At 67.9% G+C, this 14,463-nt stretch carries 10 protein-coding genes and 1 riboswitch; of the genes, 9 read left to right on the top strand and 1 reads right to left on the bottom strand.

Annotated elements, in window-relative coordinates; translation table 11 throughout:
* Positions 1-12 precede the first annotated feature (12 nt).
* Positions 13-972, top strand: coding sequence for an ABC transporter substrate-binding protein (locus tag BCY78_RS04070; RefSeq protein WP_068298221.1), 960 nt, complete (start codon positions 13-15; stop codon positions 970-972).
* 57 nt (positions 973-1,029) lie between these two features.
* On the opposite strand, the gene BCY78_RS04065 is transcribed toward BCY78_RS04070, so the two are convergent.
* Positions 1,030-3,144, bottom strand: coding sequence for a TonB-dependent receptor (locus BCY78_RS04065; protein ID WP_068298218.1), 2,115 nt, complete (start codon positions 3,142-3,144; stop codon positions 1,030-1,032).
* Between the two features lie 226 nt (positions 3,145-3,370).
* Between BCY78_RS04065 and BCY78_RS04060 the strand changes: the two genes are divergently transcribed.
* The 8 genes from BCY78_RS04060 to BCY78_RS04020 all read left to right on the top strand — a co-directional run bounded on the left by BCY78_RS04060 (position 3,371) and on the right by BCY78_RS04020 (position 14,345).
* A complete protein-coding gene (locus BCY78_RS04060) occupies positions 3,371-4,168 on the top strand; it encodes an IclR family transcriptional regulator (RefSeq protein WP_068298216.1) in 798 nt (265 codons plus the stop codon).
* Positions 4,169-4,364: 196 nt separating this feature from the next.
* Positions 4,365-4,564, top strand: a riboswitch (cobalamin riboswitch).
* Between the two features lie 171 nt (positions 4,565-4,735).
* Positions 4,736-5,749, top strand: a complete 1,014-nt coding sequence (locus tag BCY78_RS04055; RefSeq protein WP_068298211.1) for an ABC transporter substrate-binding protein — start codon at positions 4,736-4,738, stop codon at positions 5,747-5,749.
* 5 nt (positions 5,750-5,754) lie between these two features.
* Positions 5,755-6,789, top strand: coding sequence for an iron ABC transporter permease (locus BCY78_RS04050; protein WP_068298208.1), 1,035 nt, complete (start codon positions 5,755-5,757; stop codon positions 6,787-6,789).
* Positions 6,786-7,556, top strand: coding sequence for an ABC transporter ATP-binding protein (locus tag BCY78_RS04045; protein WP_068298205.1), 771 nt, complete (start codon positions 6,786-6,788; stop codon positions 7,554-7,556). Before BCY78_RS04050 ends, BCY78_RS04045 begins: the two co-directional genes overlap by 4 nt.
* Positions 7,556-7,978, top strand: a complete 423-nt coding sequence (locus BCY78_RS04040; RefSeq protein WP_083194806.1) for a pseudoazurin — start codon at positions 7,556-7,558, stop codon at positions 7,976-7,978. The genes BCY78_RS04045 and BCY78_RS04040 overlap by 1 nt, the downstream gene beginning before the upstream one ends.
* Before the next feature lie 724 nt (positions 7,979-8,702).
* Positions 8,703-10,334 (top strand): IucA/IucC family siderophore biosynthesis protein, encoded by a 1,632-nt coding sequence (locus BCY78_RS04030; RefSeq protein ID WP_068298199.1) that lies wholly within the window; start codon positions 8,703-8,705, stop codon positions 10,332-10,334.
* On the top strand, positions 10,324-13,098 hold the full coding sequence (locus BCY78_RS04025; RefSeq protein ID WP_068298197.1) for an IucA/IucC family protein: 2,775 nt from the start codon (positions 10,324-10,326) through the stop codon (positions 13,096-13,098). Before BCY78_RS04030 ends, BCY78_RS04025 begins: the two co-directional genes overlap by 11 nt.
* A complete protein-coding gene (locus BCY78_RS04020) occupies positions 13,095-14,345 on the top strand; it encodes a DUF6005 family protein (RefSeq protein ID WP_068298194.1) in 1,251 nt (416 codons plus the stop codon). Before BCY78_RS04025 ends, BCY78_RS04020 begins: the two co-directional genes overlap by 4 nt.
* Positions 14,346-14,463: the final 118 nt, after the last annotated feature.

Here is a 14,463-nt window from a genome sequence, read left to right as displayed (position 1 = left end):
CCGGAGATGCCGATGCGCAACCGCTTTCTCGCCACGCTGAGCCTGCTGGCTCTTGCTGCCGCCACCCCTGCCCTGTCGCAAAGTCACGATGTCACCGACGACGCCGGGCGCAGCGTCACCCTGCCCGACCGCGCCGAACGGTTGGTGGTGATGCATGACCCGTTGGTCGGCGTGCCGCTGCTGGATATTGGCGCCCCGGTGATCGGCGCCTATGGGCGGGCCGAGGACGGCACCAATTACGCCGGCTTCGACTTCGTGCCGCTCGTGCTGGGAGATCGCGCGCCGGCACAACTGCCCTCGGGCATCGGTCCGACCGGCGCCCCGGATCTGGAGCGCCTGCGCAGCCTCGCGCCCGATCTGATCATCGCCACCGAATACAACCTCGACATGGTGGACCGTCTCGCCACCATCGCGCCGGTCTATGTCCAGAATGTCGGGACCGGCCGGGCGGAGGGGATCGAGGTGATCCGCGACCTCGCCGCCGTCACCGGGCATGAGGCCGAGTTGCAGGCGCGGCTCGACAGCTATCACGCGCAGGTCGAGGCCCTGCGGCCCCGGCTGGAGGGCGGCACCTATCTGGCGGTTCTGGTCGCGGATCAGATCGGCGCGGTCGGCACGGCCTCGGGCCTTGTCGAGGCGATGGCCGATCTGGGCTACGACCGCGCCACGCTGGACGAGGCCGGGGCCTTCAGCGGACCGGGGTCGAATTTCATGGCGCCGATCTCGACCGAGGTTTTCCTGCGGCTGAACCCGGATCTGTTGATCGTGCTTGGCAGCTATGGCGAGGCGCAACGGGACGAGGGCGCGGTGCGCGCGGCGCTGGACCGCGTCGTGCCGGGCTGGGATCGTTTCCTGCGTCCGGTGCGCGAGGATCGGGTGATCTTCCTCGACGCGGCGCTGGTCGCGACGCCCTCCGTCGCCGCCGCCGAACACATGGTCGAGGCGGTTGCCGACTGGGCCGACAGCCACTGACCCCCAACGACAAACGGCCCGCACAATGGCGGGCCGTTTCTTTCGCTATGACCGGGCTCAGAACGTGTAGCTGAGGCCGATGCCGATTTCGCGCGGGCGGGTCATGTAACCCTCAAGCCCGCCGATCACCCGGTTCATCTGCAGATAGGTCGGTTGGCGGACGTCGAAGACGTTGCTGACATAGCCGTAGACGGTCATGCCGTTGCGCATCTCATAATCCAGCCGCAGGTTGGCCAGCGTCAGCGGTTCGATCTCATAGGCGGTGCTGTTCGCATCCTCGGAGAAGTAGCCGGCCACATGCCGGACCTGACCCGACAGCGTCAGACCATTGGCAAATTCGTAGCTCGCGCCGAGGGTCAGCGTGTATTCCGGCGCCATTGCGAAGGCATTGCCGACCCGGGCGGGCAACGCGCTGAACTCGAGGAATTCGGTCTGCAGCAGACCGACACCGGCGTTCATGCGGAAGCGATCGCTCACATCCCAATCCGCCGACATCTCGAACCCGCGCGAGCGGGCGCGCTCGGCGTTCACGGTATAGGATTGCGGCGTGCCGGCCACGTTCACGGCGACGAAGCGCTGCGCGTCGGTCATGTCCATCTGGAACAGGTTGGCGTTCAGACGCAGCGCCCCGCCCAGCAGGTTCGCCCGCGCGAACAGCTCGTAGTTGGTCAGATATTCCGGCGCATATTCAACGTATTGCCCGGTGGTGAAGTTCAGCGTCACCCCGCCCGGATTGTAGCCTCGGCTGACCAGACCACCGAGGGTCAGCCCCTCGTTGACCTCATAGGCCAGGGAGACGCGGGGCAGCCAGGCGTCGTAAGTCGCGTCGAAGTCGACCGCCGCATCCCCATAGATCGCCGGCGAGCCGATATAAGCCGTGCCCGAGCGCTGGATCTCGTCGCGCTGATAGCGCAGGCCTGCGCCCAGCGACCAGCGGTCGCCCAGTTCGACGGTGACCTCGCCGAACACCCCGGCCGACCGACGACGGTCGTCGAACAGCGATTCATAACCGCTGTAGAGATAGTCCACCTGATCCGTCCCGTTGAGGTAGACCCCCATCGTGCCGAACACCGGATCGCCGTCCTCGCCGAAGGTCAGCCGCGTCTCGTTCGAGACATTGTCGGCGTCGATGTCAGCAGAGCCGACGGTATAGGGATAGGTTAGCCGGTTGGTCTGCGTGCGCGACAGAACCGTGGTCGAACTCAGCACCCAGCCGGTGCCGAAATCCTGCGTGATGGCCAAGGTGGCGCTGGCATTCTCGTTCTCGAAAACGGGCATGGAGGTGCCGGTATTCACCAGATCCTCGAACGGCGCCATCGCCGCTTCCGAGGTCGGGCGGCTCGACCGGCTGTGCGAGAAGGTGAGCTGCACCTCAAGCCCGTCGATATCTGCCGGACGCCAGAGCAGGCTCGCCCGGGCGGTCTGGCTCATGATGTCGGTGTCGATGTGGTCGCGCTGTGTGAAGGCGGGGTTCGAATAGGTCACCACATTGTCGCGCTGGCTGCGATCGACCGCGATGCGGTAGGCCAGATCCTCGGACAGGGCGTCGGAATAGGCGAAGGACAGGCGCCGCGCACCGTTGGTGCCGACCTCGGCCCGCACGGCGCCTTCCCGCGTGAAGCTGGGGCGGTTCGAATGGACGATGACCGCGCCGGCAATGCTGTTGGCCCCTTGGGCGATGGTCTGCGGACCGCGATAGACCTCGATCCCCTCGACGTCCCAGGCATTGGAGCCGCCGTAGACATATTCGTTGTAGTTCAGCACCCGGCCATCCTGAACGATGCTGGCGCGCGGCGTGGTGCCGCCGAAAAAGGCCAGCGCCCCGGTGGACGGGCCCTGCGTGTCCTGTCCCCGGATCGTCGGCGCGACGCCCGAGGCCCCATAGGTCAGGACATTCGGCACGTCCGAGATCGCCTCGGTCACGGTCGTGGCGGGGGCGAGGCCCTCGATCTCATCTTGATCGACCAGTTCGGCCGAGGCCGCGGTGCTTTCGATCCGACGCACAAGGCCCTCGCCCCGAAGGATGATCCGGCCGAGGTGCTGGAAGACGCTGCCCCCCTCTTGCGCGGCGGCAGGCAGCGGGGCCATCGCCAGCGTGGCGATCAAGGCAAGGGCGGTAGAGCCGGACAGGCCGGCGGCGATGGGGCGGGAAGGTGAGCGGCGCTGTGTCATGGTCCATCTCGGTTGGACGACTGGCTGCGGCGCTGGCTGTCGTGGAGAGTCGGATCGGCTGATCCTGCGCGTTCCTCATTGCAGAATGCGTCCCGCATGGCAATATTCGCCCGCAACAGGGGCGACCGGCGTGACCAAGCTGCATCACCCCCCTGCCATTGCGACCCGCGGGGCCCCCGACTACACTGGCCTCAGCAACCGAGGCAGAGCCATTTCAGGAGACACCGTGCCCAGCCAGGACGAGGCCGAACCCGCGGATGTATCCGCGCCGCGTCGGGGGGCCACGGTTCAATCCGTTTCGGTCGCGATGCGTTTCCTGACCACTCTGGCCGATGCCGGCGGGCCGCTCTCGTTGGGCGAGGTGGCGCGACGCAGCGGCAGCGGATCGTCGACCGCCCATCGCTATCTTCAAAGCCTCGTGGCCGAAGGGTTGGCTCAACAGGATCCGGCGAGTGGGCAATACGATCTTGGCCCGACCGCGCTGATGATCGGGATCGCGGCCCTGCGCCGCATCGACCCGATCGACCGCGCGGCCGAGGCGATGAAGGCCTTGACCGCCGAGGTCGCGGCCTCGGGGGGCGTGGCGATCTGGACGGACCGGGGCCCCACTTTGGTCCGGTGGTATCGCAGCGCGCAGTTCTCGATTAGCTCGCTCGGTCTGGGGGACATCCTGCCGATCGACAATTCCGCTTGCGGCTTGGTGTTCCAGGCATGGCTGCCCGCGGCCAGGATTGAAGCGGCGCGCTCCCTGCAGCCCGATGGCTTTCGCGGCACCGTCTCAAAGAGTGAGTGCCTGCACCGGATCCGCACCGACGGTTGGTGCGAGATGCGTAGCCACCTGCTGCGCGACATTCGCGGACAGGCCGTCCCGGTCTTCGATGCGCAGGGCGAGATTGTCGCCGTGATGACCACCATCGACAATCTCGGCGAGACCAGCGGCGAGGCAGAGAAACGGGCGCTGATCGACGCAGGATTGCGCGTCAATGCACCCGTGGCCGGGGCGGTTCGCGCGACCGGGCGATAACGCATGGCCTTGATGCGGCGAATTATCGCGCATGCTCATCCGCGCGGGATACCTGCCCTTTCGCGGCACGAAAATGCAGTGCGCAAAGGGGCCGGAACGGGGTGATCGGGTGATGACCTCAGGGCTATCCTGCAGCGCGATGATCCGGGTGCAGACCTTCCATAGAGAGAACCGGCTTGATCGTTGCCTGAGCCTCTCCTATGCAAGGGCTGTCGGTTTCCATCTGGAATGAAAAGGGAATCCGTCGTCGTTCACGCGGCGAAACGGAACTGCCCCCGCAACTGTAGGCGGCGAGTGTCGAGCCTGAAGTGCCACTGTGGTCACATTGACCATGGGAAGGCCGCAAGACACGTTGACCCGTCAGTCAGGAGACCTGCCGACACCCAACAGTAACGCGGCCCGGGCGGGGTGTCCGGGGAGGTGTCCTATGACGAGAATCCAAAGGCGGCCCCTCAGGGTCGTCACAGCCAGGACTGCGGTTTCCGCCCCAAGGGCAGAGACGTCGAACAGCCATGGATTCGGCTCCCCTTCCCTGTCTCCGGTCGCCTTTGAAATCGGAGATTTCCCATGGCCCCCAAATCGCTGACTGCCGCCTCTCTGGCGGCCCTGAGCATGGGCTTGCCCGCATATGCCGACACCACCTACCCTTTGACGCTGCAAAATTGCGGCGTCGAGACCGTTATCGAGGCCGAGCCGCAGGGCACGGTCGCCGTGGGGCAGGCCGCGACCGAGATCCTCTACGCGCTTGGTTTGGGGGACCGCGTCCTCGGAACCTCGGTCTGGTTCACCGATGTGCTGCCGGAATTTGCCGAGGTGAATGCCTCGGTCGTCCGTCTGGCCGATAACGATCCCAGCTTCGAAAGCGTCGTCGCCACCCGCCCGGATCTGGTCAGCGTGCAGTATGAATGGCATGTCGGCCCACAGGGCATCGTCGCCACGCGCGAGCAATTCGGCGATCTGGGGATCCCGGTCTACACCCTGCCCGCCGATTGCGTCGGCAAGGACAATAGCGTCGGCGTCGACGGCACCCGGCTTGAGCATTTCTCGATGGAGAGCATTTATCAGGGGATCAGTGAGCTGTCGCAGATCTTCAACGTCGCCGATCGCGGCGCGGCGCTGGTCGGTGACCTGCGGTCGCGCGAAGCGGCGGCGATCGAGACGGCTGCGGCCCTCGATCTTCCCGATGGGGCATCGGCGGTGTTCTGGTTCTCCTCGGCCGAGATGGATATCGACCCCTATGTCGCGGGTCAGGGCGGCGCGCCGGCCTATATGATGAATGCCCTCGGCCTCGAGAATGTCGTCGACAGCAACGAGGAATGGCCGACCGTCAGCTGGGAGAGCATCGCCCGCGCCAATCCGACGGTGATCGTGCTTGCACGGATGGAGCGCCGCCGCTTCCTCGCCGATGACGTCGCGCAAAAGTTGGAGTTCCTGCGCACCGATCCGGTCGCCAGCCAGATGGATGCCGTGCGCGAGGGGCGCATTGTGATCCTGGATGCGCATGGCATGGATCCTTCGATCCGCAACATCGCGTCGCTCGAGGTCTTGGCCGAAGCGCTGGCCGGGTTCTCGCTGGAGTGAGATCGATGATCGCCCCCGCGTTCCGTGTTCTGCGGCCCGTTTCCGGTTGGAGCGTGGCGGGGGCGCTCATTCTCGCCGCGGCCCTTCTGGCCGGCGTGAGCCTTGGCGAAACCCCCTTCGGTTTCGTCATGGTTCTGAAAGTGCTGGCCAACAACCTCTGGGGCGCCGGCTACAGCGTCGATCCGATCGACGCCGGCATCCTGTGGAGCTACCGCCTGCCCCGGACCCTTGTCGCCGCCGCCTGCGGCGCGGGGCTCGCCCTGTCCGGGGTGGTCCTGCAAGCCCTCGTCCGCAACGCGCTTGCCGATCCGTACTTGCTGGGTGTCTCCGCCGGGGCGGGAACCGGCGCGGTCGCGGTCACCGTCATGGGGCTTGGCGCGGGGATGATCGGCATGTCGGCCGGGGCCTTTGCCGGCGCCGCCCTGTCCTTCGCGCTGGTGGTGCTGCTGGCGCGGGCAGCGGGCGGCGGGTCGGCGCAACTGGTGCTGGCAGGCATTGCCGGCTCGCAATTGTTCAACGCCTTGACCTCGTTCCTGATCACCAAATCCGCCAATGCCGAGCAGGCGCGGGGGATCATGTATTGGCTGCTCGGCAACCTCTCGGGCGTGCGCTGGCCGGACGTGACGCTGGCCGTCCCGGCAGCAGGTGGCGGGCTGGTCATCTGCCTGTGCCTCGTCCGGGCGATGGATGCCTTCGCCTTCGGAACCTCCTCAGCCGCGTCCCTCGGGATCGCCGTCCGTCGGGTGCAGATCGCGCTGATCGGGGCCACCACGCTGATGACGGCGGCCATGGTCAGCCTCGTCGGCTCGATCGGCTTCGTGGGCTTGGTGATCCCCCACGCGATGCGGTTCCTCGTCGGTCCGCGCCATGGCCGGTTGGTGCCGGCCTCGGCCCTCGCTGGCGCGGTGTTTCTGATCGGTGCCGATATCACCTCGCGGGTGCTGATCCCGGGCCAAGTCGTCCCCATCGGCGTCGTCACCGCGCTGGTCGGCGCACCGGGCTTTGCCCTGATCCTGATCCGCAATCGGAGGCGCGTATGATGCTGCAAGCCCATGACATCGGTTGGAGCGCGGGCGGGAGGAGGATCGTCGACGGCGTCACCCTCGACATCCTGCCCGGCGAAACCTTCGGAGTGGTCGGCCCCAACGGGTCGGGCAAATCCAGTCTTCTGCGCCTGCTGTCGGGCCTGCTGCCCTGTGCCGAGGGGCATGTTTCTCTGGATGGCCAACGGTTGACGCATCTCAGCCGCCGCGACATCGCGCAACGGATCGCCTTCGTCGAACAGATGGCCGACACTTCCGAGGCGCTGAGCGTTCGCGATGCCGTCGAGCTTGGCCGCACCCCCTGGCTGTCCGCGTTGAAGCCCTTCGGCGCCGACGACACGGCCATCGTGTCCGAGGCTCTCGCCGCCGTGGAAATGACCCGGATGCAGGACCGCCGCTGGGCCACCCTGTCCGGCGGCGAGCGTCAACGGGTGCACATCGCCCGCGCCCTCGCGCAGCGCCCGCAATTGCTGATGTTGGACGAGCCGACCAACCACCTCGACATCCATCACCAGTTGACCCTGTTGCGGCTGATCAGCCGCTTGCCGGTGACGGTTGTCATGGCCCTGCACGACCTCAATCAGGCGATGGCCTGCGACCGGTTGGGGGTGATGGACGCGGGCCGTCTGGTCGCCTGCGGTCCGCCCGGCGAGGTGCTGACGCCCGAACGGCTGGCCGCCGTGTTTCGCGTCCACGCCACGTCCCTGCGCGACCCCGCCGACAATGCCCTGCTTTTCCGTTTCCACTGTCTGGAGGATTGCTGATGAACCGCCTGCCCGCCCTTTGCATCATGCTTTGCATCGCCGTTCCCGCCGCCGCGGAAACGCACGACGTCGGCATGTACACGCGCAGCGAGAACGGCCCGATGATTTACGAGCCGCAATTCCTGCGCATCCGGCCCGGCGACAGCGTGCGCTTCCTCTCGGTTCAAAGCGGCCATAATGCCGCGACCATCGACGGCATGATCCCTGAGGGCGCTGAAAGTTTCCGTAGTCCCTTGGGGGAGGATTACACCGTCACCCTCACCGTGCCTGGCCTCTACGGGATCAAATGCAGCCCCCATTACGGCATGGGCATGGTCATGTTGATCGAGGTCGGCGAGGCGCCGGAGCGTGTCTTTCCCGATGACCTCCCGCCCCGCGCGCGGCAACGCTTTGATGCGATTTTGCAAAGGGAAGCAGAGTAAGGGCCTGGCCCACGGGGACGATCAAAGACGCGCGGCTTGTCGTCGGGCGAGAGTGGTCAAGGCGTGCGACAGGCTTTCGGCGGCCGAGCGCATGCCCCCTCGCGGTGTTTGCTTGCAACCACCTGCCGGTCGAACGGAGGCCTACTTCTGCCCCTCTCGGCAGATTTGCATGACAAACCGCTGCCGGGCAATGGACAGCATCTTCCTTGAGAGGCTTTGGTACACCCTGACATACGGGTGTGTCCGCCTGCATGTCTGCGAGACCGGTTCGGAGACAAAGGCGGCCTTCCGGAATGGATGGCCTTCTAAGACCACCAGCGCCCGCATTCAGCCCTCGGCGGCCAGCCTCCGGGCACTTGCAGCCGGTGGCGCGCTCCAATCATCGGTCGTGACGGATGCTGGCGCTCTCTTCTGGGCCGCCGGGCGTCGGTTGAACGCAGCCCGCCGCCTGCTCGCACTCAACCTATGCGCGATATTATGCTGACTAAAACAATCGGAATTGACAGCCTCGCCGTCGCGCAGTAGCGAGGTCCGGCCAGCATCTGCCAGCCTCGTCCCACCAGCGACAGGCCCGGCCTTTCGCCTGCAGACAGCAGGGTTTCCATGCGGCAGACATCCCGATTCCACACGCCCCGCGCGCCCCATCGCGCGGCCATCCGCCCCCATCCTTTGATCGGCGCCGTCACGGCCCATGCCGGCATCCCGGACCGGGGCAGGGCCTGACATGAGCCTGCATCACCGGTCGGAAAGCGCCGCCGAGATCGCCGATTGGGCCAGTCTCTCGGCCTTGATGATCTGCCTCGCCCGGGAGCTGGCCGCCGTGCCGCCAAAGGCGCCTATCTGGCGGTTTCCTGTGGCCGGGGGATGGCTCGAGGCCTCCATGACGCGCCCTCTCGCCTCGGGCCTGCCACCCATCGCGGCCTTGTCCCATCAGGATGACCGTGGCGTGCATCCCATCAGCCCCGGGCCGGCCCTTGCCCTGCTGACCGACCAGCTTTGCACCGATCATCCAATGACCGGCCCGGAGTTGGCGCGCCGCATCCGCGCCAGCCGCGCGCGCATCACCCGGATCGTCGCTGCGCGCTTGCACGAGCCTGCCGATCCCTTGGATTTTCTGGCCGGCGAACAGGCGCTGATCTTCGGCCATTGGATGCATCCGGCTCCCAAGTATCTGGGCGGGATTTCCGAGGCCGAGGAACGCCGCCTAACCCCCGACTGGCGCGGCGGCACGCAATTGACCGCGCTTAAGGTGCAGTCGGATCTGCTGGAGACCGGCGGCACCGCCGCCCCCGCCGATCTGCCGGCCTTCGGTCCCGGACTGCTTCCGGTCCATCCGCTGAGCTGGGACCGCCTGCAACGCCGGCCCGAGGTGCAGGCGCTGCTGGCCAGCGGCGCGATCCGCGATCTGGGGCCGCGGGGGCCGATCTGGCATGCCACGTCATCGGTGCGCACACTTTGGTGTCCGGAGAGCCCCTTCATGGTCAAGGTCTCGTTGCCGGTGGTCATCACCAATTCCGAACGGCTGAACAAGCGCCACGAGCTGCTGGCCGGCGTCGCTATGGCGCAGCATCTGGCCAGTCTCTCCGGTCGCTTCGGCGCGCTCGGCTTTGTCACCGATCCGGGCTGGGCCACACTTCGGCTGCCCGGTCAGGCCGAGAGCGGCTTCGAGGTGATCCTGCGCGACAATCCTTATCGCAGCCCGCGTGGCGGCGCCGTGGTGCAGCTTGCCGCTCTGGCCGCGCCGGGCGTCGGCACGCGGCCAACCCTGCTAGCGCGGCTCTTGACCGGGCAGGAGGCTCGCCGCTGGTTCGATGCCTATCTCGATGTCGCGCTGGCCCCTTTGCTGCGGCTCTATGATGCGACCGGAATCGCCTTCGAGGCGCATCAGCAAAACGTGTTGCTGGCGCTGAAAGACGGTCTGCCGGTCCGCGCCGACCTGCGTGACAATCAGGGCTTCTACGTCGTCGAGGACCGGGCGTCGCCCGCGCTGCGCGCCATTCCCCAGTTGACCTATCCCCGCGCCGAAGCCGAGGCAGCGCTGGCCTATACCCTGCTCGTCAATCAAGTCTTCGGGCTGATCCACCGTTTGGACCGCGATGGCTTGCTGCCCGAGGCCTGCGCCATGTCCGCGCTCGCCGAGCGGCTGGCCGCTCTGGCCGCTGAGCTGCCGGGTGCCGGCGGGCAATTGGCGGCGGCTTGGCTCAGGGATCGCGTCCTGCCGGCCAAGGGCAATCTTCTGACCCAGCTGGGCGGGGTCGACGAGCTGCTGCTGCCGGGAGAGACGCCGCCCGCCATCCAGGTCCATAACCCCCTGCCCGAGCGGATGCGGGCGCGGAGGTTGAGCGATGTCGCCTGAAGCCCGCGTCCTGCGCCAGCTGATCGAAGCGCTGGCGACCGAGGGGCTGATCACCCCCGCGCCCGGCGGCTGGAATGTGGCGGGCCTCGCCATCCGCGCACCGCATCGCCTCGGCGGCTTCGGTCGGGTGCGGCTTCTGGGCGCGCCCGTCGGTGCGGACGGCCAGCCCCTCAACCTGCCCGAGGTGGTGAGCGCCCTCGCCGCCGCCGGGCATGAGACCACGCTGCTGGGCAAGGCGCTGGAGCGCACCGCGCATTTCCTGCGCGCCGCCGGTCCGCCTCGCCGCGACCGCCTGTCGTTGCGGGGCGCCGAGCTCGACGCCGCGCTGATCGAGGGGCATCCCTACCACCCCTGCTTCAAGTCCCGCATCGGCTTTTCCGAGCGTGACAACGCCGCCTACGGGCCGGAAGCCGGACAGAGTTTCCGCGCCCTCTGGCTTGCCGTCGATCCCGCGCTGGTTACCGCCACAGGGACCCCGATGGCCGAGGGCACCGGGATGACGGCGCTGCCCGGCCTGACACTGATGCCGGTGCATCCCTGGCAATGGCGGCATCTGGCCGGCGATCGGGTGATCACGGCTTGGCAAGCGGCGGGGCGCCTGCATTTGCTGGGCGAAGGCGGGCCACCGCTGCGCGCCACGCAATCCTTGCGCACGCTGGCGCCGGTGAGCGCCGGCGGCGATCATCTGAAACTCTCGCTGGCCGTGGGCATCACCAGTTCGGTGCGCGACATCGCGCCCTGGTCGGTGGCGGTGGCGCCGGCGATCTCCGGCTGGCTGGCGCGCGTTTTGGCCGAAGACCCCGCCTTCGAGCACTACAAGATGACCCTCCTGCCGGAACATGGCGCCGCCATTCTCGGGCGTGACGCGTTGGGCGGGCGGCTGGCCGCGCTGCGCCGCACGGCCCCGCCCGAAGACGCCGTGCCGATGAACGCCCTCACCCTGTGCGAGCCCGACGGCACGGCGCTGATCGCGCCCTGGCTCAGGCGTCACGGCGTCGACCGCTGGCTGGCGCGGTTTCTGGAGGTCGTGGTCCTGCCGGTCTGGCACCTCGTCTGCGCCCATGGCATCGGGATCGAGGCCCATGGCCAGAACCTGCTGCTGCAGCACGAGGACGGCTGGCCGCTGGCGCTTGTCGCGCGGGATTTCCACGAGAGCCTCGAATACGTCCCGGCCTGCCTGTCACGCCCGGACCTGCTGCCGGATCTCGCCGCCCTCGACCCTGCCTTCGCGGGGGCCCCGGACGGCGCGTATCACCGCATGGAAGCGCCCAGCGATCTGCGCGATCTGGTGCTCGATTGCCTCGGCGTGCATGTCCTCGCCGATCTGGCGCATCTGCTGCACAGCCGGGGATGGCTGCCCGAAGAACGGTTCTGGGCTGCCTGCCGCCGCGTGATCGCTGGCCATTCGGCCCGCCACGGCCCGCCCCCGCCGACGCTTGGCCTCTTTGACCCGCAGCTCCCCGCCGAGCGCCTGGCCGGGCGCGTCCTTGGCGTTCCGGTGGCCAGCCATCCCGTTCCCAACCCACTCGCCAAGAGGTCCGAGATGACCCGTTTCTACCTGGACACAAATCGCATTGATCCCGCCGAACTGCCGATCCCCGACCTGCTGGGCGCGCGCGATCCCGCATCGGCGCGCATTGCCTTGCATCTCACCGACAAGGCCGTGACCCTGGCACAGATCCTCGCGCTGCGGGGCGCCGGGGCCTCGGTCTATCCGATCCATCCCGAGGTGCCGCGCGCGCAGGCGCTGGATCTGGCACAGCGGGCCGGCTGCACGAGGTTTTCCGAGGATCGGGGCGTGAGCGATCTGCAACCCACTTCCGACCTCACGCCGGGCGGCGTGCTGGTGCAGATGAGCTCGGGTACGACCGGCACGCCGAAGGTCATCGCCCGCAGCTGGGCCGAGATCGAGACCGAGATCGCCGCCTATCGCGCCGCCCTGCCCGAGGCGGACGCCTATACGCCGGTGATTGCCGCGCCCATCACCCATTCCTTCGGGCTGATCCCCGGCGCGCTGGTCGGCATGGCACGCGGCAAGGAGCCGGTGATCCTCGACAGCACCAACCCGCTGACGATCCTGCGCCAACTGGCCGGCATCGAGGCGCCCCTGCTCTATGCCGCGCCCGCGCTTCTGCATGCCTTGGCGCGGCTGGCGGGGCCGGGCAAGCTGCCGGCGGCGGTGATGAGCTCGGGCACCGTGCTGCCGCAACCCTGGTTCGACACGATCAAGGGCTCGGCGCGCGCGCTCTTCCAGCAATATGGCTGTTCCGAGGCCGGCTGCCTGTCGCTGACCATGGCCCCCTCCTGCCCCGAGGATATGGGCCTGCCCCTGCCCCATCTGCGCCTGCTGGCCGGGACAGAGGCGCCGGCCCCGGTGCGGATCGAGGGCGGCGTGGATACCGGCGATCTGGGCCTCATCGATGCGCGCGGGCATCTGATCTTTGCCGGCCGGGCCGCCGAGGTGATCGACGTGGCCGGCATCAATGTCTATCCGGCCGAGATCGAACGCGCCGCGCTCGCCCTGCCCGGCGTCACAGATGCCGTGGCTTTCGCCCTGCCCGATCCCGTGGCCCATCAGCGGCCCGGTCTGGCCTTCAGCGGCTCCGCCGGCGCCTCCGAGCTCGAGGCGCATCTGGCCACGATGCTGTCTCCGCGCCAACGGCCCCAGCGCGTCTTCCCGGTGGCGGCGATGCCGCGCGGGCCGGGGGGCAAGGTCTCGCGCCGCCAACTGTCCGACATGTTCGCGCAAGGGGCCCCGGCATGATTCTGCAGCGGCCTCTGCCCAGCCCCGAGACCGCCCGCAACGCCATCCACGCGGCGCTGCGCGGCCCGGTGGCCTGCCCGTGCCTCGATCTGTTCCGACCGGAGGCGCGGTTGGGCACGGATCTCGGCCTCGATAGCGTGGCGATGCTGACGCTGGTCCTGAGCCTTGAAGAGCAAGGCATCTCAATGCCCGAGGCCGCCTTCGATCAGGCACCCGGCCTGACGGTGCAGGCGCTGGCCGATCTTCTGGCGGGGATTGCGCCGGCGCCGGCGGAAGAGCCCGTGGATATCAAGGTGCATTGCGTGGTCTCCTGCCTGTGTCAGGCGGTGAAGGACGCGGGCGGGATCGACCACCGGGCGCTGTATCTGGGTCTTTGGGACGGGCAGGTCGTCGTCGATGAGCGCGCCTGCCTCAGCTATCACGCCCCCGGCATTGACCACGGCTTCTATCTGCATTGGGCGGAACGGCTGTTCGGCCTGAAGGTCACGCGCTGGTATGACGCCCGCGCCGGCAAACCCGAGAACCTGCGCCGGCTGCACGCGCTGCTCGATGCCTGGCGGCCGGGCGATTATGTCATGCCGATGGTCGACATGTTCCTGCTGCCGCAGCGCGACAACAAATTCGCGCAGGACCCGTTCCCGCATTATGCGCTGCTGCAGCCAACCGACGATCCTGACCTCTGGCACATGCGCGACCCCGATTACCGCTGGGAGGGCGATCTGCCCGCCAAGGATCTGACAAGCGCCTTCCTGCGTGAGACCGTGGCGGGCGGCTTCGCCTTCTCGCGCCACGGCCTTCAAGCGCCTGCGCCGGCGGTGATCGCCGAGATGTTCGAGGCCGTTTTCGAGGCCGACCACCATCCGCTGATCGAGGCCCTGACGGCCATCCTCGAGGCACATGAAACCCGCCTGCCGCGGCGCGATCTGGAGCTGGCGTTGCGCGAATTGCCGGTGATCGCCATCCGCAAATACGCCTATGAACACGGCTTCGCGGTGCTGGGCGATATCGAGGGGCCGGATTGGGATGCGTTTGAAGAGGTCTGCGAGCGGATCGCCGCGCTGCAGGGCGGCTTCGGGGTGGTGCAGCGCCGGGCGGTGGCCTGGGCGCGGGGCGGGCCTGACGACGAGCTGGCGCGGGCGCGGAGCGAGCTCGAGCGTCTTGCGGCGCTGGAAGGCGGCATCAAGGCGACGCTGCTTGACTGGTACCGCCGCTGGAAGAGCCGCCAGCCGATCCCCGGCGCGTCCTAGCGTCGGCGTTCCCGGGGCTTCGAACCCACCTGCGCCGCCAATCCTGAGCGGCGCAGGAGGCCGGCCGACCAGGCCTTTCGGTTGAGACACCACTCGGCTCCCCTGACCATCACCGGGC

The organism is Pararhodobacter sp. CCB-MM2 (assembly GCF_001691415.1).
In the GTDB taxonomy this organism is placed as follows: Bacteria; Pseudomonadota; Alphaproteobacteria; order Rhodobacterales; family Rhodobacteraceae; genus Pararhodobacter.
Note: the sequence above shows the minus strand (reverse complement) of the source record. Positions and strands in the feature narration are given on the sequence as shown.

Coding starts and splice junctions, on each gene's coding strand:
- BCY78_RS04070 (WP_068298221.1), top strand. CDS start 13: ATGCGCAACCGCTTTCTCGCCACGCTGAGCCTGCTGGCTCTTGCTGCC.
- BCY78_RS04065 (WP_068298218.1), bottom strand. CDS start 3,144: ATGACACAGCGCCGCTCACCTTCCCGCCCCATCGCCGCCGGCCTGTCC.
- BCY78_RS04055 (WP_068298211.1), top strand. CDS start 4,736: ATGGCCCCCAAATCGCTGACTGCCGCCTCTCTGGCGGCCCTGAGCATG.
- BCY78_RS04050 (WP_068298208.1), top strand. CDS start 5,755: ATGATCGCCCCCGCGTTCCGTGTTCTGCGGCCCGTTTCCGGTTGGAGC.
- BCY78_RS04045 (WP_068298205.1), top strand. CDS start 6,786: ATGATGCTGCAAGCCCATGACATCGGTTGGAGCGCGGGCGGGAGGAGG.
- BCY78_RS04040 (WP_083194806.1), top strand. CDS start 7,556: ATGAACCGCCTGCCCGCCCTTTGCATCATGCTTTGCATCGCCGTTCCC.
- BCY78_RS04030 (WP_068298199.1), top strand. CDS start 8,703: ATGAGCCTGCATCACCGGTCGGAAAGCGCCGCCGAGATCGCCGATTGG.
- BCY78_RS04025 (WP_068298197.1), top strand. CDS start 10,324: ATGTCGCCTGAAGCCCGCGTCCTGCGCCAGCTGATCGAAGCGCTGGCG.
- BCY78_RS04020 (WP_068298194.1), top strand. CDS start 13,095: ATGATTCTGCAGCGGCCTCTGCCCAGCCCCGAGACCGCCCGCAACGCC.